Raw genomic sequence first — 21,004 nt, 5'->3', positions numbered from 1 at the left:
TTCAGTTGTTAGAGGAATGTACCGTGCGTTTAAAAATCGCGAAAGAGAGCTTACTGAATGTTCTATCACATGTCGTAGGAGCGGTTGAACGTCGCCATACCTTAAATATTCTGTCCAACCTGAAAATCCAGGTCACTGCTGAAGCCTTGACGGTGACAGGCTCAGATCTGGAAGTAGAGCTGGTGGCCAGCACCCCATTGGCCGAAGGCGCTTGCCTGCAGGCAGGGGAAACCACGGTTCCGGCACGCAAACTGATTGATATCTGTAAGTCTTTACCTTCTGCGGCATTAATTGACCTGCAAATTACTGATGATCAGCGCTGTATTTTAAAATCAGGCAATAGCCGTTTTGTACTCGGGACTTTGCCTGCCGATGATTATCCGCTTTTAAGCACTGAAAATACGCAAGGTACCCAAGTTACCGTCACCCAACGTGAACTGAAACGCCTGTTTGAAAAAACTGCTTTTGCCATGGCAGTACAGGATGTGCGTTTCTATCTGACCGGTACCTTGCTGGAAATTGATGCCAATCAATTGCGTGCAGTGACTACCGATGGCCACCGTCTGGCCCTGTGTGAGACTGTAGCGCAAGCGACTACGACCCAGCCGATCCAGGCCATTGTGCCACGTAAAGCGGTGGCTGAATTACAACGTTTGCTCAGTGTAGAAGATGACCAGTTATCCCTACTGATTGGCCGTGAATTATTAAATGTCACCATTACAGTAGCAAGTCGGGATAAAGAGCAGGGCGATATCACAGTACGTTTCACGACGAAACTGATTGATGGTAAATTCCCCGATTATCGCCGTGTTATTCCGCGTGGTGGTGATAAACGTGTCATTATTGCTCATGATGTGTTCAAGCAGTCTTTACAACGTGTTGCCATTCTCAGTAATGAAAAATTACGTGGCGTCTTCCTGAACTTTAATGCTGATTCCCTGCAATTACGTGCCAATAACCCGGAGCAGGATGAAGCGATTGAAGATCTGGCGATTCAATATGTAGATGCGCCGATGGAAATGTCATTCAATGTCCAATATCTGCTTGAAGTATTGGGGGTATTGGATGGCGAAGATGTCACTATGACCATGACTGAGGCCAACCAGTCAGTCCTGGTTCAGGACCCATCGCAGACTGACCAGACCTATGTCGTGATGCCAATGCGCGTCTAAACCTTTTGGAAGAAATAAGTCCACACGATGCATATTACGCGTTTACATATTGAGCGTGTACGAAACTTGAAGACGGTTGCTCTCTACGGATTGCAGCCGTTTAACGTTTTTTATGGCCAGAATGGCTCTGGCAAGACCTCAGTACTGGAAGCCATTCATTTACTGGCTAGCGGCCGCTCTTTTCGTACCCATATTCCTAAAAACTACATCCAGTACGGTGCTCAGGATGCAATCGTGTTTGCCCAGTCCGAGACTGAAAAAATCGGCATGCAGAAAATGGCCAGTGGTGAACAGCTGATCAAGGTTAATGGTGATCCGGTGGCAACCCAAGGCCAGCTGGCCAAACTGCTCCCGCTGCAACTGATTGATCCGCAAAGTACTGACATTATTGACCATGGTGCCAAGCCGCGTCGCCAGCTACTGGACTGGTTGATGTTCCACGTGGAACCAGAGTTTTATCATACCTGGCAATATTATGCCCGGGCCCTGAAGCAGCGTAATAGCCTGCTCAAGTCCAAGCGTTTCTTAAGCCTGTCTGAGCTGGAGCCGTGGAACCTGATGCTGAGTGAATATGGCGAGATCTTACATGCGCAGCGGGTGACGATCGTGGAACAGTGGAAAGGCTTTTTTCAGGAAGATTTAAGGCAGTTACTGCCTGATCTGGAGATTCGTCTGGAATACAGCCCAGGCTTTCATAGTGAAACTGGTCTGCTGAATGACCTGACCCATTATCATGAAAAAGACTGTGAACGGCGCTATACCGAATATGGTCCACATCGTGCCGATTTACGGCTCAAAACTCCCTTGGGGGAGGCGGATGTGATTCTGTCACGCGGCCAAAAGAAACTGTTGATGATGGCGCTAAAACTGTCGCAAATCGCAATGCTGCATGCTAGTAACAAGGAAACTGTGGTATTATTAGATGATGTGACAGCAGAATTAGATTTAACTGCACAACAACGTTTAATTGAACGATTGAGCCAGCTAGGTAGTCAAGTTTTTATTACCACCTTAGACCATGAATCAGTACAAAAGCACCTCCATGATCTGTCTATTTCGTATCAGTTATTCCGGGTTGAAAACGATACAGTTGAAGTTGTTGTGCGATAATTTTTTTAATTTTACCCATCTTTGTATAAACCTATACTTTACTAGGGAGAAACCATGAGTTCAGAAGATCAAGCTGCTTCTCAAACAGAACAAACCATTGAAAAGGCTTATGATTCCTCTAGCATCAAGGTACTACGTGGTTTAGATGCTGTCCGTAAGCGTCCGGGCATGTACATTGGTGATACAGACGATGGTACCGGCCTGCATCATATGGTGTTCGAGGTAGTCGATAACTCGATTGATGAAGCACTGGCCGGTCATTGTGATGAAATTATCGTGACTATTCACGAAGATGAATCTGTCTCGGTTTCTGATAATGGCCGTGGTATTCCAACGGATATCCATCCAGAAGAAGGGGTGTCCGCTGCCGAAGTAATTCTGACCATTCTGCATGCTGGTGGTAAGTTTGATGACAATAGCTATAAAGTTTCCGGCGGTTTGCATGGTGTAGGCGTGTCGGTAGTGAATGCTTTGTCCAGCAAGCTGGAGTTGACCATCCAGCGTGCGGGTAAAATTCATCAGCAGGAATACCGTCACGGTAACCCGCAGTTCCCCTTAACGGTGGTCGGCGAGACCGACAAGAGCGGGACACATGTGCGTTTCTGGCCAAGTACAGAAACCTTTAGCCAGACCATTTTTAATGTGGACATTCTGGCACGTCGCTTGCGTGAACTGTCTTTTTTAAATGCTGGCGTACGCATTGTGTTGCGTGACGAGCGTATTCATGCAGAGCATGTGTTTGATTTCGAAGGCGGATTGTCTGAATTTGTTAAATATATTAATGAAGGCAAGACCCATCTGAATGATATCTTCCACTTTACGACCATGGCTGAAAATGGCATTGGCGTCGAAGTAGCCCTGCAATGGAATGATTCTTATCAGGAAAATGTCCGCTGCTTCACCAACAATATTCCGCAAAAAGATGGTGGTACACATTTAGCCGGTTTCCGTGCTGCGCTGACCCGTGGCCTCAACAGTTATATGGAAAATGAAAACCTGCTCAAAAAAGAGAAGGTGAACGTATCAGGTGATGATGCACGTGAAGGTCTGACCGCGATTGTTTCGGTAAAAGTACCCGATCCGAAATTTTCTTCACAAACCAAAGAAAAACTGGTGTCCAGTGAAGTGAAGTCTGCGGTTGAGCAGGCCATGAATAAGGCTTTTGCGGAATATCTGCTGGAAAATCCGCAAGCGGCTAAATCAATTGCGGGCAAGATTATTGATGCCGCACGTGCCCGTGATGCGGCACGTAAAGCCCGGGAAATGACGCGCCGTAAAAGCGCCCTGGATATCGCAGGCCTGCCGGGTAAACTGGCAGATTGTCAGGAAAAGGATCCGGCTTTATCTGAACTCTACCTGGTCGAGGGTGATTCTGCCGGTGGTTCGGCCAAGCAGGGCCGTAACCGTAAGATGCAGGCGATTTTGCCGCTTAAAGGTAAAATCCTGAACGTGGAACGTGCACGCTTTGACAAGATGATTTCATCTGCCGAAGTGGGCACCCTGATTACTGCACTTGGCTGTGGGATTGGCCGTGAAGAATATAATCCGGATAAGCTGCGTTATCACAAAATTATTATCATGACCGATGCTGATGTCGATGGTTCGCACATCCGTACACTGCTCTTAACCTTCTTCTTCCGTCAAATGCCGGAACTGGTTGAGCGTGGCCATATCTATATTGCCCAGCCACCGCTGTACAAACTGAAAAAAGGCAAGCAGGAACAGTACATCAAGGACAATGATGCCCTGGAAACTTATCTGATTTCCAATGCCATTGATGAACTGGAATTGCATGTTAGCGCAGAAGCCCCTGCCATTCGCGGTGAAGCACTGGCGAATGTCATTGCAGACTACCAAACCTCGCAAAAGAGTTTGGCACGTTTGACCCAGCGTTATCCTGCCAGCCTGCTGGATGCCCTGATTTCAATCGAGGCCTTTAAGCTAGATCAGCTTGAAGACGAGGACTATGTTACCCGCTGGGGTGAACAGCTGCGTGCAGCAATTGAGCGCATTCAGCCTGGCTTACGTCCTGAACTGAGCCTGGAACGCTTTGAAAAAGAACTGAATGATCAAACAGTGGCGAGCTGGTTACCTCGAATCACTATTTATGTGCATAACTTGCCACATCATTATCTGATTGATGCTGGTTTGCTCGGTTCAAGTGAGTATGCGCGCTTATTGAAAAACTCGAAAAGCTGGTTTAGCCTGCTGGAAGAGGGGGCTTATTTACAAAAAGGTGAGCGCAAAATTCAGGTCAGTAATTTCCATCAGGTCTGGCAGCATATTCTGCAAGACTCACGCCGCGGTATGATGATCCAGCGTTATAAAGGTCTGGGCGAGATGAATGCCGACCAACTCTGGGAAACTACAATGGACCCTGAAAACCGTCATATGTTACAGGTGACGGTACAGGATGCGATTGAAGCGGACCGTATGTTCTCTTGTTTGATGGGCGATGATGTTGAACCGCGTCGTGCCTTTATTGAAGAAAATGCCCTGAATGCCGATATTGATACCTGATTGCTCAGGATAAAGCTCAGACTAAAAAAGCGCCTTTCGGGGCGCTTTTTGCTTGCTGGCTGAAGCGGTCTTTATGGCGTCAGAATAATTTTACGACAATCCTGTTCACGTTGATCAAAAATACGATAGGCTTCCGCCGCTTCTTCCAGCTTCATGCGGTGGGTAATAATCACGTCTGGCGAAAGATTGCCATTTTCAATATGCTCCAGCAATTCGGGCAGGAATTTATGCACATGGGTTTGTCCCATTTTAAAGGTCAGTCCTTTATCAAAAGCGTCCCCAAACAGGAAGCCATGAATTGGCCCGGCGTAAACTCCCGGCACACTCACCACCCCACCGCGACGTACTGCGGCGATACATTGGCGTAGGGCAAAACCACTGGAGCCTTCAATTTTCAGATTGGTCATCACGGTTTCTACCAGGCTGCCTTTGGCTTCAAAACCAACCGCATCAATCACGGCATCTACACCCCGATGACCGGCAGTATTCTGGATGATAAATTCTGCCGCATCGACCTCATCAAAATTAACCGGAATCGCTCCATAGGTCTGATGGGCAAAACGCAGGCGATAAGGATGGTGATCGACCATAAAAATTTTCTCGGCGCCCAGCATGCGGGCACAGGCGGTAGCAAGCAGACCGACTGGACCTGCTCCATAAATCGCAAGACTGGAACCGCGACCGACCTGCGCATTGCTCACGGCTTGCCAAGCGGTGGGTAGAATATCCGTCAAGAACAGGACTTTTTCATCTGGTAATGAGCCGGGGACTTTAAAAGGCCCGACATTGCCTTTGGGAACCCGCACATATTCAGCCTGCCCCCCAGGAACGCCGCCATACAGATGGCTATAACCAAACAGGGCTGCACCGGGTGGAATCTGTTTTTTATTCAGGATCGCCCCATGACCGCTGTTGGTATTTTCACAGGCAGCCATCAATTCATGTTCGCAGAAAAAACAGTGACCACATGCGATCACAAAGGGAATAATAACCCGGTCTCCTTTTTTGACCGAGCTGACTTCCGGGCCGATGTCTTCCACGATGCCCATAAACTCATGCCCGAAAATATCACCCTGTTCTGTGGCCGGAATTTTTCCTCGATAAAGATGCAAATCTGAACCACAGATCGCGGTGGCAGTCACCCTTAAAATGACATCATCTGGTTCCTGAATAACCGGATCTGGAACAGATTCAACTCGTACATCTCGAATACCATGATAGCTAAGAGCACGCATGCGGATCTCCTCTCTCGTTCAATATTCAACAGACTCATCTCAAGACTGCCAGAAATTAAAAACCTTTTTTATTAGAGCCCGAGAAAGCGAGGAAGCGCTGTAAATTAATGTATGAAATAGGACATCCAACTGTTTAAAAAATAAACTTATAGAGGCCTTACGTAATTCCCTGCTAAAACAGCTTGAAACTTTTTAAACTGGAGGAAAGAAAAAATTTTGAATCAAATAGATGAATTTGAGTGTTAAAAAAAGAGGTTAACTAGATAAACAGTGAGGGGCTGTTGATCATTGTGTAAATAGATTGCGTGATAAGCTAAACCTGAGCAGATGAGGCAGGAAACTTGGCAATAGCGAGACTATTGCCAAGTTTCATAACAAAATCTGGAAAAATTTTAGCGCCAGACGTTCAGGATGAGCATATTTTTTACTGCTAGCTCGTTATGACTCCTTCCTTTAGAAGGACTGAATTTCCTGCCTCATATCAGCATAAAAACTCTTGCGAAATATAGCTCTCATGTTGCAGACATAGGCGAATTGTCCACCGCGCCTCAGCTCTTTAAGATAAAAAAGTGGTCAGAACTCAGCTGTCCAGAAATGACTGCTCCAGCGTTTCTAGCTCCATCATAAGTTCCAGCATATGTTCTTCGGCCTGTTCCAGCTTCTGTTTGAGTTCGGTCTGCTCATTCATCAGCTTTAGCAGGTCATCTTTACGTGATGCCTCATATAAAGCGCTATTGGCCAGCAAGTCTTCAATCTCAGCCAGACGCCGTTGCAGCTTTTCAATCTGGGTTTCATACTTTTCAATATTCTTGCGGATGGGACGGGTCTGCTCGCGGCGCTGGGCTGCCAGTTTACGTTGGGCTTCCTTATCGACTTTCTGTGCAGCCGGCTTCGTCTCTGTAACTGTTTGAGCCTTAACTAAGGTATTTTGCGCATTGATCTGCTGCTGGCGTGCTTCGCGTAACCATTTGGCATAGTCCTGCAAATCTCCCTCAAACTCTGTACAGCGCCCGCCATGTACCAGCAGCAACTCGTCACAGACCGTGGCGATGAGTTGTCGCTCATGCGATACCAGTACCACAGCACCCTCAAAGTCTTGTAAGGCCATGGTCAGGGCATGACGCATATCGAGATCTAAATGGTTGGTGGGCTCATCTAGAATCAGCACATTTGGACGTTGCCAGACAATCAGCGCCAGCGCCAGACGCGCACGCTCACCACCAGAGAAGCTTTCACAAGATGTATCCATCCGTTCGCCACTAAAGCCGAAACTACCCAGGAAAGCCCTTAAGCGGGCTTCGCTGATTTTTGGATCAGCAAGACGTGCCAGTTGCAGCATTGGACTGGCTTGGCCATCTAAGGCATCCATCTGGTGCTGGGCGAAATATCCGATATTCAGGAGTTCAGAGGCCTTACGCTGACCATTTAACAGAGGTAAATCACCGACAAGAGACTTGATCAGGGTCGATTTACCCGCACCATTCATACCGAGCAGACCAATCCGGGAATTTGGTGTGATTTGCAGATTGATGTTCTGGGCAATGGACTTATCACCATAGCCAATTTCTGCCTGCTCCAGCGTCAGCAGTGGCGAACTCATTTTTGTCGGCTCACGGAAACTGAAGGTAAATGGCGTATCGATATGGGCAGGTGCCAGCTCCTGTATACGCTCCAGCATTTTGATCCGGCTTTGGGCCTGGCGGGCCTTGGTCGCTTTCGCCTTGAAACGGTCAATAAATTTTTGCAGATGAGCGCGTGTTTCCTGCTGCTTTTCAAAGGCCTGTTGCTGCTGGGATAGGCGTTCACTGCGGGTCACTTCAAAGGTTGAGTAATTACCGGTATAAAGCGTCAGTTCCTGATTCTCGATATGCAGAATATGATCAATCACCGCATCCAGAAAATCGCGGTCATGCGAAATCAGTACCAAAGTCCCTTCATAAGCTTTTAACCAGTCTTCTAGCCACAGAATCGCATCTAGGTCCAAATGGTTGGTCGGCTCATCGAGTAATAGTAAATCTGAACGGCTCATCAGGGTCCGTGCCAGATTCAGGCGCATCCGCCAGCCACCAGAAAAACTGGATACCGCTAGACGGAGCTGGTGATCCATAAAACCGAGGCCGGCCATCAGTTGTGCCGCCTTGGCCGGTGCCGAATAGCCATGAATCTCGTCAAAACGGCCATGTAGCTGTGCCAGCTCCGTATCAGAAAGCTGTTCAGGCTGTGCCAGCTGCTGCTGGATATGCCAGTATTCTTCATCTCCTGACAGCACAAAATCAATGGCTGGCATGTCCAGCGCTTTAATTTCTTGTGCCATATGCGCTACGGTCCATATTGATGGACGGCTCAGTGAACCTTCATCAGCCCCCAGCTCTCCGAGTAGCGCGGCAAATAGGGTGGACTTGCCTGCGCCATTGACTCCGGTTAAACCAATTTTCCAGCCAGGATGCAGCTGCATGGACGCTTTTTGAAATAATACTCGCCCACCACGGCGTAAGGAAACTTGGTCAAACTGGATCATTGAACTTACTAACACGGGCAAAAAATAATAGCGCTATTCTAATAGAAAGCTCGCTGAAAACAAAAAAGACTTCCATCGCAATTTGCAGATGACCTGTCTTTTAAAAACTTTAAATTTGGTTATGATAGAAATAATTAGAATAATTACTCTAATTTTTTAAAAATAATAGATTGCTGCTTATTTTAATGAACAGATTACAGCGAGTTCAATAAAAATGAAAAAACAATTTTTGATTTTATCGCTCATGACAATACTGGTCTCAACTGCTTCTGCCACGCCGCAGCAAGTTTGCGTATTTGATCTGCTTGGAAAGTCGGGCGAATCTTACAAGCTGATCGAAGAATGGGCGCTGGCCAGTAAACAGTGGGGTACAAGCGTTCAGCTACGTGGCTATCAGGATGAAGCCAAAGTGGATCAGGACGTTAAATCTGGAAAATGCGATGCGTTTTACATGACCTCCATGCGCGCCCGAACCTATAACAAATTTGCCGGTTCGATTGATGCGCTAGGTGGTGTACCGAGCAATGATATTGCAATGAAGGCCATCAGTTATGTGCTGGACAAGCGTAATAGCAAACGGCTTGTCAGCCAAAATGGCAAGGAAAAATTTGAAGTCGCAGGCATTGGCCAGATTGGACCGGCCTATATTTTTGTCCGTGACCGCAGCATGAATCAGCTGGAACATATCAAAGATAAAAAGTTTGCGGTGCTGCACTATGATCATGCCCAAACCAGCATGGTCAAACGTATTGAAGCCATTCCGGTGAAATCGGACATTTCTAACTTTATCCGTAAATTTAATCAGGGTGAAGTCGACATCGTGGCTGCGCCGGCTTATGCCTTTAAACCCTTGGAAATGTCCAAAGGTTTGGGCAGCAAAGGAGCCATGATTAACTTTCCCGTGGTTAATGTCACAGCAGACCTGATTATCCGTCCGGAAAAATTTCCGCCTCAATTTGCGGCTCAATCTCGGGAATGGTTTATCAAGCAGCTGCCGCGCAGTTTTGCTATGGTAAAACGTATGGAAGCGGAGATTCCGAGCAAATATATTCTGAACCTGAGCCGGGATGAGCAGCTGAATTATCAAAAAATTCTTCGTGACGGCCGTATGGATCTGACCAGGCAGGGGATTTATGACCCGATGATGATGACCGTGCTCAAGCGGGCGCGCTGTACGGTGGAAAGAACCAATTTTGAGTGTTCAATTGGCGGTGAATAAAAACAGTATGTTTTATTTTGTAATTGTCTTTTCAGATATATAAAAATATAGATGAATTTATATAATATAAGTATTTGAAATTAAATAACTTAAATGGGTAATAAAAAAATATATGCATGAAAAGACATATAAATTTCCTGAAATGACATGCCATATTTGAGTAATTGCTCTATTTTTTTAATAAACTTGCTAAGATTTATGATGTGTATGGACACTCAGTTAACAACAAGATTTCAAAAGGATGAATAGAATGAAAAAAGCAGTTTTATCGTTGGTTGCACTTTCTGCATTTGGTTTTGCGGGTACGGCTGCTGCGGAAAAAGTGGATGTGTGTATCTTTGACTTACTGGGTAAGTCTGGAGAGTCTTATCAGATGGCACAGGAATGGGCACTGGCTGCAAAAGGCTGGGGCGCTGAGGTGAATCTGATTGCACGTCAGGACGAGGCCGTTGCGGATAATGACTTTAAGGCAGGAAAGTGTGATGCTGTATTTATGACTGCGATGCGTGCCCGTCAATATAATAAATTTGCTGGCTCCATTGATGCCTTGGGCGGTGCTCCAAGCAATACCATTGCCCAGCGTGCCATTACTTTTGCGCTCGACAAACGTAATGCAGCTAAAATGGTCAGTAATCTGGGGGGCAAAAAATATGAAATAGCCGGTATCGCCCCACTCGGTTCAGCGTTTATTTTCGTGCGTGATAAAAATATTAATTCGATTGAAAAAGCGGCCGGTAAAAAATTCGCCGTGCTGGGCTATGACGATGCCCAGAAAATCATGGTTCAGCGTGTTGGGGCTCAAGCTGTTATTTCAGATGTGTCGAACTTTGTGGCGAAATTCAACAATGGTCAGGTCGACATGGTCGGTGCGCCGGCTTATGCCTATAAGCCGCTGGAGATTTATAAGGGCCTGGGCAGTAATGGTGCTATGTTTAACTTCCCGGTCTTGCAGGTAAGTGCAGATTTAGTGATTCGTCCAGAGAAATTCCCGGCCGGCTTTGGCCAGAAATCCCGTGACTGGTTTGTGAAAAATCTGCCAAAAAGTATTGCAATGATTAACCGTCTGGAAGCCGGTATTCCGGCAAAATACAAAATGAACCTCAGCGCAGAAGACAAAACCAAGTATCAAAGACTGTTACGCGATGGACGTATGGATATGACCAAGCGGGGTATTTATGATGCTGGCATGATGTCTGTTCTGAAACGTGCACGCTGCTCTATAGATAAGGCCAACTTTGAATGTTCATTATCGGGTGAATAATCTGCTTCTGGAAGAAAAAAAAGCTTAGATTCGTCTAGGCTTTTTTTGTAGCATCGCCGTCAGTTATACGATTGCAGATTATTAAAAAATCGTTAGACTGAAGAGGAGACACCCCACATGTTCCTCTAAAAACAAGAACATGCAATATGAAAAAATAAAAACAATCTGATAAGGAAAACAGCAGAATGAAAAAAGGATGGAAGGCGCTCATGCTGGGTACGGCCCTGCTCGGGATTTCGGGACTGACGCAGGCCAAACAGGTAGTATGTGTATTTGACCTGGTCGGTAAAAATGGCGATGTATATAGCCTAATGAAAGACTATCAGCTGGCTGCTAAAAACTGGGGAGGCGATATTGAGCTGCGCGTGAATACCAATGAGGCCGTGGTGGCCGAAGACTTTAAAGCGGGTAAATGTGATGCAATCAGTGTTACCGGAATGCGTGGCCGCCAGTTTAATAATTTCACTGGTTCTCTGGATGCAATTGGTGCCATCACTGACCTGAAGCTGGCCGTTAAAGTCATGCAGGGGCTGGCCAGCCCGACCTTTGCCAAGCATATGCTACAGGGGAAATATGAAATTGCCGGCGTGATTCCGGTCGGGGACGCTTATCTGCTGGTCAATGATCGCAGTATCAATACCGTGGCCAAAGCAGCAGGTAAAAAAATTGCGGTACTGAGCTATGATGAAGCACAGAAAATTATGGTACAGCAGGTCGGTGCGCAAGCCGTAAGTGCTGAAATCAGCAACTTTGCCAGCATGTTTAATAATGGTCAAGTCGATATTATTGGAGCACCAGCTGCTGCTTTTAAGCCACTTGAGCTGCATAAAGGCCTAGGAAATAAAGGTGCAATCGTCAATTACCCAATTTTGCAGGTGACCGGCAATATTATTATTCGCCCGGACAAATTCCCGGCAGGTTATGGACAAAAATCACGTGAATGGGTCAAGGGCCAGTTGCCGCGTGCTTTTGGTATTTTAGGTAAGATGAAGGCGGATATTCCGCAAAAATACTGGATGGATATTCCTGCTGCTGACAAGCCGGGCTATCAGAAAATGATGCGTGATGCCCGAATTGACCTGACCAAGCGCGGGATTTATGACAAACGCATGATGAAATTGCTCTGGCAGTTCCGCTGTAAGCAGAACCCAAAAAATTTCGAATGTGCCTTACAGGATGAGAACTATAAATAATCCTGATAAAATAAGTCAGATTTGACTTTTAATCTCAAGAGACTGACCATATATTGAGTGTTATACTTGAAATATGGTCTTTTCTTTTTAAAGACATACTATTCAATAGAGGATCTGCCATGAATGCTCAAGCGCTTGTGCTCACCGACAATGCCGCAAATAAAGTACGCCAGTTGCGTGACAGTGAAGGTAACCAAGACTTAATGCTCCGTGTTTATGTCACTGGTGGCGGCTGTTCAGGCTTTTCTTATGGCTTTAACTTTGCAGATAGCCAGAATGAAGATGATGCAGAATTTGTAAATGGCGACGTGAAAGTTCTGGTGGATGCACTCAGCTATCAGTATCTGGTAGGTTCGGTCGTAGATTATATCGAAGGTCTAGAAGGATCACGCTTTGTGGTACAAAACCCGAATGCAACCACAACCTGTGGCTGTGGTTCTTCATTCTCGATCTAAGTTTCGTAATAATAAAAAAGTCCTCATCTAGAGGACTTTTTTATACCCGCTTAAACCTAGTTTTCTAGTTTGACCGCTTCCAGCAGATCGAAAATAACCGAAGTGACATCCTGGCTGAGGTCACGGTTATTAAAAATCTCATAAGCACTGATGGTAATATCAGTATCGCTAGGTAATAGTCGCTGTTCTTCTTCAATGAGATCATTGATCGGTAAAATGGTCTGTTTGATTTCTAGATGCAGAATATCTTTGTATTCCAGATTTTCATCATCCAGTTCAATTAACTGTTCATTAAAATAAGGTAATAAAATCGAATGGAGATAAGGTTGAAGTTCCTTGATATCGAAGATTTCAACATCACGGGTTTCATCAATCGTACTAATGTGATCCTTTACTTCAATTAAAATATGGTAGTAACTCACACGAATCTCCAGAGATGGCTTAAAACACTATACTACCCTTCACCATAGCATGAAATGCCTTTATCTGCTGCTTAATTGTCCATCTGCCGATAAATATATCCTCTGGCTCAGCCAGATTAACGGCGATAGAGTAGGGTTTTATCGGCAGGTCGCAGTTGAAAATCCTACCTTGTTTGCTAACCCAAAACCGGATACCTCAGGGCTTTCAGACCATGAGGAGGCAGAAGTCCCAAAGCATGGCCCAGTCCATGTGCCAGGGTCAGCCGTCCAACATCTTGTGCTTCCAACTGATAAATCTGCATCTGGCTGGCCGTACATACGCCTTTATCAAATTCGCGTGGAGGAGAACGCTACTGGGCGTGCAGAATATTTTGCTGCTATAAGCCGTTTTGATGGGCAGGCAGTTGCAGATTAAAGTCAGTCTGCTGTTGCTGCTGCAAAGACGGGTATTCTTACTGAAAACGGGTTGCCTGTACCTCTAGATCTTGAGACTCTGTCGCAATTTTTTCACGTTCATGTTCAAATAAATCAGGCTGATTTTTGCGTTATGACAATGCCGGAAACTCCGTTTCAATCTGGCTTTTCTGACTGATCAGATAACGTTGCTGATCTGCAAGATAGCTTTGTGAGGCGGTTAAATTGTTCTCGTGATGCAAATAGCTGGACTCAATGCAAACGGGTATCCAGGAAGTGAGTCAGCCGCTCACTAAGCGAGTTATAGGGTAATGGTGGATGGGATTGGCGGGGTCTACATAGCCTGCAATACTGAGTCTCCTGCCTAAAATACTTAGAAAATCAGAATAGGTCTTTGATTTTAAAATTATTGTTTATACATAATCTAGCTGACTATTTTAATTTTTCCAAAAGAACTGCACTTTGAAAGGCATAGCAGCGACAAGTCTGGTTTTATCTATCTGCCTTTAAGTCGTCGCAGACACTCAACGGACGAGCTAAAAAATATGATCAATATGGACATTTTCTTTTTATAAAATGCAGGGAATAAAAAACCGCGCTTGCGCGCGGTTTTTTAGGTGTCAGCTGACAAATTATTTTTTGTCATCTTTTACTTCAGTGAACTCAGCATCTACAACGCCATCGTCCGCTTTTTGTGATTGACCAGCCTCACCACCCTGGAATGCATTCGGGTCGAAACCTTGTGCACCAGCTTGGCCTTGAGCTGCTTCATAAGCACGTTGCGTGATCGGCATGATGATGTTTTGCAGCGCTTCAGTTTTCGCCTTGATCTCTTCTACATCATTTTCACGCGTAGCCGTTTCAAGCTCTGAAACCGCTGTTTCTACCGCAGTTTTCTCATCCGCAGTCACTTGTTCGCCCAGATCTTTCACTGCTTTTTGAGCAGAAGAAACCAGTGCGTCTGCTTCGTTACGTGCTTTGGCAAGCTCTTCAAACTTACGGTCTTCTTCTGCATTCGCTTCCGCATCCTTGATCATCGCTTCAATTTCAGCATCACTCAAACCTGAGTTTGCTTTAATTTGAATTGATTGCTCTTTACCTGTGCTCTTGTCTTTTGCAGATACTTTCAAGATACCGTCAGCGTTAATGTCGAACGATACTTCAATTTGCGGCACACCACGTGGCGCTGGTGGAATGTCGCCTAACTGGAAGTTACCCAACAATTTGTTTTGTTGAGCCATTTTACGTTCACCTTGGTAAACCGAAATGTCTACAGCAGGCTGGTTATCCGCAGCAGTAGAGAATACTTGAGATTTTTTCGCCGGAATGGTGGTGTTTTTCTCGATGATTGGAGTTAACACACCGCCCATGGTCTCAATACCCAGTGTCAACGGAGTGACGTCAAGCAGCAGAACATCAGTCTTGTCACCTGAAAGCACGGCACCTTGAATCGCTGCACCCATTGCAACTGCTTCATCCGGGTTCACGTCTTTACGTGGTTCACGGCCAAAGAATTCCTGTACTTTTTGTTGTACAAGTGGCATACGCGACTGACCACCTACCAAAATCACGTCAGAAATATCAGAAGCTGACAGACCGGCATCTTTCAGGGCGATACGGCAAGGCTCAATCGTACGATCAACCAGATCAGCTACCAGACCTTCCAGTTTTGCACGGGTAATATTGATGACCAAGTGCTTAGGACCAGTCGCATCAGCCGTGATATATGGCAGGTTGATCTCAGTTGCGTTAGAAGAAGAAAGCTCGATTTTGGCTTTTTCTGCTGCTTCTTTCAGACGTTGTAATGCCAGTGGATCATTTTTCAGATTCACGTTTTGTTCTTTCTTGAACTCTTCAACCAGATAGTCGATCAGGGTATTGTCGAAGTCTTCACCACCCAGGAATGTATCACCATTGGTCGACAATACTTCGATTTGCTGGTCACCATCCAGGTCGGCAATTTCAATAATTGAAACGTCGAAAGTACCGCCACCCAAGTCATAGACAGCCACTTTACGGTCGCCTTCTTTCTTGTCCATACCGAATGCCAAGGCAGCTGCCGTTGGTTCGTTGATGATACGTTTCACATCTAAACCAGCAATTTTACCGGCATCTTTCGTTGCTTGACGTTGTGCATCGTTAAAATAAGCAGGCACGGTTACCACAGCTTCAGTCACTGTTTCACCTAAATAATCTTCCGCAGTTTTCTTCATTTTTTTCAGAACTTCTGCAGAGATTTGCTGTGGAGCAAGTTTCTTATCGTTTACTTCAACCCAAGCATCGCCATTGTCTGCTTTAATGATTTTATAAGGTACAAGACCGATATCTTTTTGTACGGCCTGATCTTCATAACGACGACCAATCAGACGCTTGATTGCGAACAGGGTATTTTTCGGGTTAGTTACCGCCTGACGTTTTGCAGACTGACCTACCAGAATTTCGCCATCTTTATACGCAATAATAGATGGGGTGGTACGCGCACCTTCCGCGTTTTCAATTACTTTAACTTTGTCGCCTTCAAGTACAGCTACGCAAGAGTTAGTTGTACCTAAGTCAATACCAATGATTTTAGCCATTTGGAGGTTTCCTCAATAATTTTTTTGTGATTTACACTTGTTATCCGATATGAGAGCCATTCAAATTTTTTCAAGTTAATTTTTAGAAAAAATTTCACAAACTCCCGAAATACTTAGCTTTAGGCGCCAACCATGACCATTGCTGGACGTAATAAACGACTATTCAGCGTATAGCCTTTTTGCAGCACATTGCCAATTTCATTGGTTTTGGCATTTGGATCGATACCTACTGCCTGATGCAGGTCTGCATTAAAGCCATTGGCGGTATCCACCACCACCACACCAAATTTTTCCAAAGTTGTCAGTAAAGATTTTAGGGTAAGCTCAACTCCTTCAGAAAAAGCAGTCTTTTCCTCGCCCACTGCGGCAATTGCGCGTTCAAGGTTATCAACGGTTTCCAGTAGCTCTTTGGCAAATTTTTCCAGCACCGTATCTTTATGCTTTTCAGATTCGCGTTGAATCCGTTCCACACTTTTTTGTGCTTCATAGACTGCATTGGCCGTACGGGCTTTTTCTAGTTTCAGATCGCCTTCAAGCTGGGCAATTTTCTCTTCTAAAGCTTCAACGGAAACCTCCGCCTGCTCAGTATCTGCTTGAGTTTGTGCTGTGTCTTGTTCCACTTGCTCTTGCTCAAGTTCTTGAGCCTGCTGGTTTTGCTCAGTTGCCATTGATTTACTCCGTTTAAATGGGTTTTTAAACATGTACAGTCCTTTGGGCATCAGTGTTAACCAAGTTAATGCTGAACTGCCATGATTGAAATACTGAATTACTTTAGAAATAGGGGCAGGCCCAAAAAATTCAAGCGCAAGTACGGATTAATTTTAGGATTTATAGCAAAGTCTGAAAAATTCATAAAAGTCGCACAGCTTTTATCGTCTAGTAGCTCTTGAGTACAGCTCAGCGCCAAGAATAAAAGCACCGTAATTTATCCTTAAGTTTAAGTTATTTTTAACAAACCCGAGGTTTTTTAAACAATTGTAGACTTTAGTCGAATGATGTGGGCTTAAATCCGGATTTTCTATGCATTGCCTCATTACAAATTCTATTGCTCAATCGTAATTTTAGATGAAGAGGATAAATTTTATCTGTTTCCAATAGGCTGAAGGAAAATGTATGATTGCCTTGTCAATAGTGACTTTACTCCGAAGAGAGAGCCGAATAAAGTCACTTTTAGCTTAGATTATAGCTGGCTGTTTTAATTGAAAAATTATTCAAGCTTGGTTTTGGGTTGCTGGTTTTTTATACTTAAAAAAGATTAATAACCAATCAATAAAGTATTTCACAATTCAGCCTTAAATGAATAGGATCTAACTCAGATTTTACCGCTGTAGTTTCTTGTTTTTCTGGCTTATCTATCTCTGGATAAGCCTTTTTTTCGTCTGTTTTAAATTGCATAGCTGATATTGAGTTTTTGCGCTTGAATCTTCAATCGCGGCGATGCCCGCGGTGAGACTGCTGTTGCGGGCGATGGCGATCATTCCAGCTTCGATGCCCAGAATGGTTCTGCTGGGCTTTTTTACGTTGCTGCTCAGCTGCCTGGCGACGTTTGCGTTGCGCTTCAGTCTGTTTCTGACGTTGTGCTGATATACTTTTGCGCTGCTGTTTCAGATCCTGTTGCTGCTCCTGTTCCCAATGACGGTGTCGAACTTCTTGTCTGCGCCGCTCCATTTCCAGACGCTTGCGTTGCTGTTCATATTGCCAACGCTGCCGGTTATAACGATGATCCTGATCATAGTGATAGTCATAACCACGCCGATCATAACGGCCGTCATAATGGTCATTTTCCGGAAATGCCACACAACCTACAGCTAAAAATGCAGTTGCAAGAGCTAGCGTGATTACTTTAGTGGCCATAGGCTTCCTTCTTTAAAATACAATTAAGCTCGCAAAAAACATCAGAAATCTTAAGAAAATTGTCAATGACATCTTTTATAAAGCAGGTTAGCGTATTGCATAGAACCTCTGTGTACCTAGATATTAAGGTTTCTATAACAGAATGGTCACTAAACTTCTGATCATGTAGAAAATATGAAGAATTAAGAGAAAAGGGGCAGAAAAGCATGAGTCAAACTCACCCGGTAATGAAATATGTACAAGAAAAGGGACAAGGATTCGGCGCACGGATGCTGAACCATATGCCTGGTATGGCACAGGAGGCTCTAGCCAAGGCATTGGACTATCCTTATATCTATCCGGATCTGGACCCATTTGTTAAATGTTTAATGGCTATTCAGCTCAAGCAGGGAAAGTCCAGTTTTATTCATGAGGATGTAGCTAAGGCACGGGTCGATTTTATTCAGCAGATGAAAGCGATTCAGGGCAAGCCGACTTCACTGAAAATGGTTGAAGATATCCGTCTGCCCTTACATAGCGGAACCATTATGGCTCGGCACTATCATCCTGCGCCGCAGAAAAAGCTGCCTATGATCATGTTTTATCATGGTGGCGCCTTTATGGTCGGCAGTCTGGATACCCATGACGAGTTCTGCCGTTTACTGGCTGTGCATGCCAAAGTACAGGTACTCAGTGTGGCCTATCCTTTAACTCCGGAATATAGCCCGCTACAAATCGTGCAGGTCTGTGAAGATGCACTGGCCTGGGCACATCAGAACAGTAAAACTCTCAAAATCTATAAAAACCGGATCGCGGTTGCGGGGGATAGTGCCGGTGGTAATCTGGCAACTGTTGTAGCACAGCACAGTGTTGGCAAGAGCTATGCAGCACGGGCGCAATTACTATTATATCCTGTGCTCGATTTCAAGAGCCGTCATCCTTCTTTTTATGCCTATAAAGAGGGGCTGGTCTTGTCTGAAGAGGATGTTAATCTGGTTAGCCGACTATATGTGGAAAACCACCAGATGGCGCTTGATGATCCACTGGTCTCACCGACTTATGGTAATTTAAAACAGCTGCCGCCGACTTATGTTATTACCGCACAGCATGATCTATTACATGATGAAGCCTCTATTTATGCTCATAAATTGCGCCAGCATGGTGTACGGGTCTATCATAAAAACTATGTCGATCAGACGCATGGGTTTATTAATTTAAGCCCGATTTCTAAACGGGCCAAAAAATATGTGATCGAGATCGCTCGGGATTTTCGAAAATTTTGGGATAAACGCAATTAGGCTGGGCCAATTTTAAAAGGTGTTTGCTAAAACACCTTTTATATTTTGAGATCATTATTCTGCTTATGAATACTGTTTATTTGGAAGAGATTTGAGCTTCAGGGAAAATTAAATTAAATTTCGGGATATAAAAGCTTTGTAAATATTTGGCTTTGGAAAAGTCGGGAAAAATATCTCCGGTATTATGCCATTCTACCTGTAAAACTTTGCTGAGATAACCGCGGAACTGAGGGCTAAAGTCAAAACGCTGCCCTTCCCAGGCCTGCTGGATTCTCAGCATTGAGGCAGGGATATGATGACTATTTATATAGAACTGGCGCGGTGAGCGGGTTTTGCGAATAGAGAGGCTCATCTGGTGACCTTGGTGGCTGATACGGCAAATCGTGTCCTGATGATGCTCCTCCCACTCAAATTCAGCATATTCTTTAGGAATCCCCCATAAAGCCTGACCATGTGCTACAGATTCATGAGTAGATACATAGATTTTGGGAATGGAGCTTAAGCGCCGCTTACTGATTAGAGGATGATCTAAAATCAGCAGCTCATCATAAGGACCCACCGGTGAACTCTGGTAACGTATTAAGAGGACCTGAACAACGCGGCCCAATGCTGAAGGCGCAACTCGAAACGCTTTGGCCTGCTGGATAAAACTGGGCGTCAGCCAGTAATTTAAAATAAAACCTTCACCTTGCAAATGCCAAGGTGGGAACTGATTGATATTTTGTTCCTGTGCAAATGCATAATTCATTATTATTCTCTTGTATTTGATTGGCAGACAACTGCTATTATTGGACATAAAAGCTTAATATACCGTCATTCCAAAGCGGATCTATATAAAGGATGAGTTAAAAAATGTTAAAAAAATCATTGTCTGCCATCGTACTAGCTGCCATTAGCTTACCGGGCTTTGCTGCAAATACCCTGATTGAGATGCAGACTTCATCTGGCAATATCGAAATTGAACTCTTTAATGACAAGGCACCGATCTCAAGCAAAAACTTTGAAGACTATGTCAAAAGCAACTTTTATACCGGCACTATTTTTCACCGTGTGATTCCTGGCTTTATGATTCAGGGTGGTGGTTTCGATGCAGCGATGCAAGAAAAGCCAAATGCTAAAGCGGCGATTAAAAATGAATCCTATAATGGTTTGCAAAATAAACGCGGTAGCTTGGCTATGGCACGTACCAATCAGCCTGACTCTGCAAAAGCTCAGTTCTTTATAAACTTGGTTGATAATAGCTTTCTGGATCGTTCAGCCATGAATGCAGGCTATACGGTGTTTGGGCGAGTAACGAAGGGTATGGAAATTGTAGATAAAATTGCCAAAGTCCCGACCCGTAATTATGGAATGCATCAGAATGTACCAGTTACAGCAGTACAAATTAAAAGTGTGACGATTAAAACACCAAGCGTGAACAAATAACTATAAAACTAAATAGAAATATTTTGTTCATATTTTTTGTTTAATATTATAAGTTTATGTAAATATTGGTGGGAAAGTGAACCAATTTGGTGCATAAAAATAAAACAATCGTGAATCTTGTGAGTTAAAAGCACTTGCACGTGTAAGAAATTGCCCTATAATGAGCCTCATACCGACGAGATAACCGGAACGAACGAAGCGCGAAGCGTTGAGTTGTTTGGGATTGTCGAAGTCCAGCATCTAATACTGACGAGGTATTAGAAAGATCATTAAGAGATTATGAAGAACAACTTGTGTGGATTTTTACTGGTTGATTGATCGAAATATTATCATTGATTGATTGGTTTAAATTA

General features: G+C 44.6%; 17 protein-coding genes. 9 read left to right on the top strand and 8 right to left on the bottom strand.

What is annotated here, in order from left to right:
* The first annotated feature begins 23 nt into the window (after nucleotides 1-23).
* Genes dnaN through gyrB form a run of 3 tightly spaced genes read left to right on the top strand, consistent with a single transcriptional unit; the run spans nucleotide 24 to nucleotide 4,802 of the window.
* Entirely contained in the window at nucleotides 24-1,172 is a 1,149-nt protein-coding gene (gene dnaN / locus NI467_RS10765) for a DNA polymerase III subunit beta (protein ID WP_174659040.1), read from the top strand.
* Nucleotides 1,173-1,199: 27 nt separating this feature from the next.
* On the top strand, nucleotides 1,200-2,282 hold the full coding sequence (gene recF, locus NI467_RS10760) for a DNA replication/repair protein RecF (protein ID WP_174659041.1): 1,083 nt from the start codon (nucleotides 1,200-1,202) through the stop codon (nucleotides 2,280-2,282).
* Between the two features lie 54 nt (nucleotides 2,283-2,336).
* A complete protein-coding gene (gene gyrB / locus NI467_RS10755) occupies nucleotides 2,337-4,802 on the top strand; it encodes a DNA topoisomerase (ATP-hydrolyzing) subunit B (protein ID WP_174659042.1) in 2,466 nt (821 codons plus the stop codon).
* Between the two features lie 71 nt (nucleotides 4,803-4,873).
* On the opposite strand, the gene NI467_RS10750 is transcribed toward gyrB, so the two are convergent.
* Nucleotides 4,874-6,037 carry a zinc-dependent alcohol dehydrogenase gene (locus NI467_RS10750; protein WP_253152924.1) on the bottom strand — a complete coding sequence of 388 codons (1,164 nt, stop codon included), beginning with the start codon at nucleotides 6,035-6,037 and terminating at the stop codon, nucleotides 4,874-4,876.
* A 580-nt stretch (nucleotides 6,038-6,617) separates the two neighbouring features.
* A complete protein-coding gene (locus NI467_RS10745; protein WP_253152922.1) occupies nucleotides 6,618-8,555 on the bottom strand; it encodes an ATP-binding cassette domain-containing protein in 1,938 nt (645 codons plus the stop codon).
* A 214-nt stretch (nucleotides 8,556-8,769) separates the two neighbouring features.
* On the opposite strand from NI467_RS10745, the gene NI467_RS10740 reads away from it, so the two are divergent.
* The 4 genes from NI467_RS10740 to erpA all read left to right on the top strand — a co-directional run bounded on the left by NI467_RS10740 (nucleotide 8,770) and on the right by erpA (nucleotide 12,683).
* Entirely contained in the window at nucleotides 8,770-9,774 is a 1,005-nt protein-coding gene (locus tag NI467_RS10740; RefSeq protein ID WP_253152920.1) for a putative solute-binding protein, read from the top strand.
* Nucleotides 9,775-10,024: 250 nt separating this feature from the next.
* Nucleotides 10,025-11,035: a putative solute-binding protein gene (locus NI467_RS10735; RefSeq protein WP_151205214.1), complete on the top strand. Its 1,011-nt coding sequence runs from the start codon at nucleotides 10,025-10,027 to the stop codon at nucleotides 11,033-11,035.
* Between the two features lie 209 nt (nucleotides 11,036-11,244).
* On the top strand, nucleotides 11,245-12,228 hold the full coding sequence (locus NI467_RS10730; protein ID WP_161982805.1) for a putative solute-binding protein: 984 nt from the start codon (nucleotides 11,245-11,247) through the stop codon (nucleotides 12,226-12,228).
* A 119-nt stretch (nucleotides 12,229-12,347) separates the two neighbouring features.
* On the top strand, nucleotides 12,348-12,683 hold the full coding sequence (gene erpA, locus NI467_RS10725; protein WP_151205216.1) for an iron-sulfur cluster insertion protein ErpA: 336 nt from the start codon (nucleotides 12,348-12,350) through the stop codon (nucleotides 12,681-12,683).
* Nucleotides 12,684-12,739: 56 nt separating this feature from the next.
* Here the strand turns inward: erpA and NI467_RS10720 are convergent, their stop codons facing one another.
* From NI467_RS10720 to NI467_RS10705, 5 genes are all read right to left on the bottom strand, one after another.
* Nucleotides 12,740-13,117: a hypothetical protein gene (locus NI467_RS10720; RefSeq protein ID WP_162850573.1), complete on the bottom strand. Its 378-nt coding sequence runs from the start codon at nucleotides 13,115-13,117 to the stop codon at nucleotides 12,740-12,742.
* Between the two features lie 164 nt (nucleotides 13,118-13,281).
* The gene (locus tag NI467_RS14755) at nucleotides 13,282-13,407 is read right to left on the bottom strand and encodes a hypothetical protein (RefSeq protein WP_258170045.1); all 126 of its coding nucleotides are present in this window, start codon (nucleotides 13,405-13,407) and stop codon (nucleotides 13,282-13,284) included.
* A gap of 744 nt (nucleotides 13,408-14,151) precedes the next feature.
* Entirely contained in the window at nucleotides 14,152-16,095 is a 1,944-nt protein-coding gene (gene dnaK, locus NI467_RS10715) for a molecular chaperone DnaK (protein WP_151208055.1), read from the bottom strand.
* A 119-nt stretch (nucleotides 16,096-16,214) separates the two neighbouring features.
* Nucleotides 16,215-16,763: a nucleotide exchange factor GrpE gene (gene grpE, locus NI467_RS10710; protein ID WP_151208057.1), complete on the bottom strand. Its 549-nt coding sequence runs from the start codon at nucleotides 16,761-16,763 to the stop codon at nucleotides 16,215-16,217.
* Between the two features lie 757 nt (nucleotides 16,764-17,520).
* Nucleotides 17,521-17,949, bottom strand: coding sequence for a hypothetical protein (locus NI467_RS10705; protein WP_151208059.1), 429 nt, complete (start codon nucleotides 17,947-17,949; stop codon nucleotides 17,521-17,523).
* Nucleotides 17,950-18,155: 206 nt separating this feature from the next.
* On the opposite strand from NI467_RS10705, the gene NI467_RS10700 reads away from it, so the two are divergent.
* Nucleotides 18,156-19,226, top strand: a complete 1,071-nt coding sequence (locus NI467_RS10700; protein ID WP_151208061.1) for an alpha/beta hydrolase — start codon at nucleotides 18,156-18,158, stop codon at nucleotides 19,224-19,226.
* Nucleotides 19,227-19,302: 76 nt separating this feature from the next.
* Here NI467_RS10700 and NI467_RS10695 read toward each other — a convergent pair whose 3' ends face one another.
* Nucleotides 19,303-19,974, bottom strand: a complete 672-nt coding sequence (locus NI467_RS10695; RefSeq protein ID WP_151208063.1) for an acetoacetate decarboxylase family protein — start codon at nucleotides 19,972-19,974, stop codon at nucleotides 19,303-19,305.
* Nucleotides 19,975-20,078: 104 nt separating this feature from the next.
* Here NI467_RS10695 and NI467_RS10690 point away from each other — a divergent pair, with 104 nt between their 5' ends.
* Nucleotides 20,079-20,651, top strand: coding sequence for a peptidylprolyl isomerase (locus NI467_RS10690; RefSeq protein ID WP_151208065.1), 573 nt, complete (start codon nucleotides 20,079-20,081; stop codon nucleotides 20,649-20,651).
* The last annotated feature ends 353 nt before the right edge of the window (nucleotides 20,652-21,004 follow it).

This window comes from Acinetobacter sp. S4397-1, assembly GCF_024129285.1.
In the GTDB taxonomy this organism is placed as follows: Bacteria; Pseudomonadota; Gammaproteobacteria; order Pseudomonadales; family Moraxellaceae; genus Acinetobacter; species Acinetobacter lwoffii_C.
This window is presented reverse-complemented; position numbering and strand designations above follow the sequence as displayed.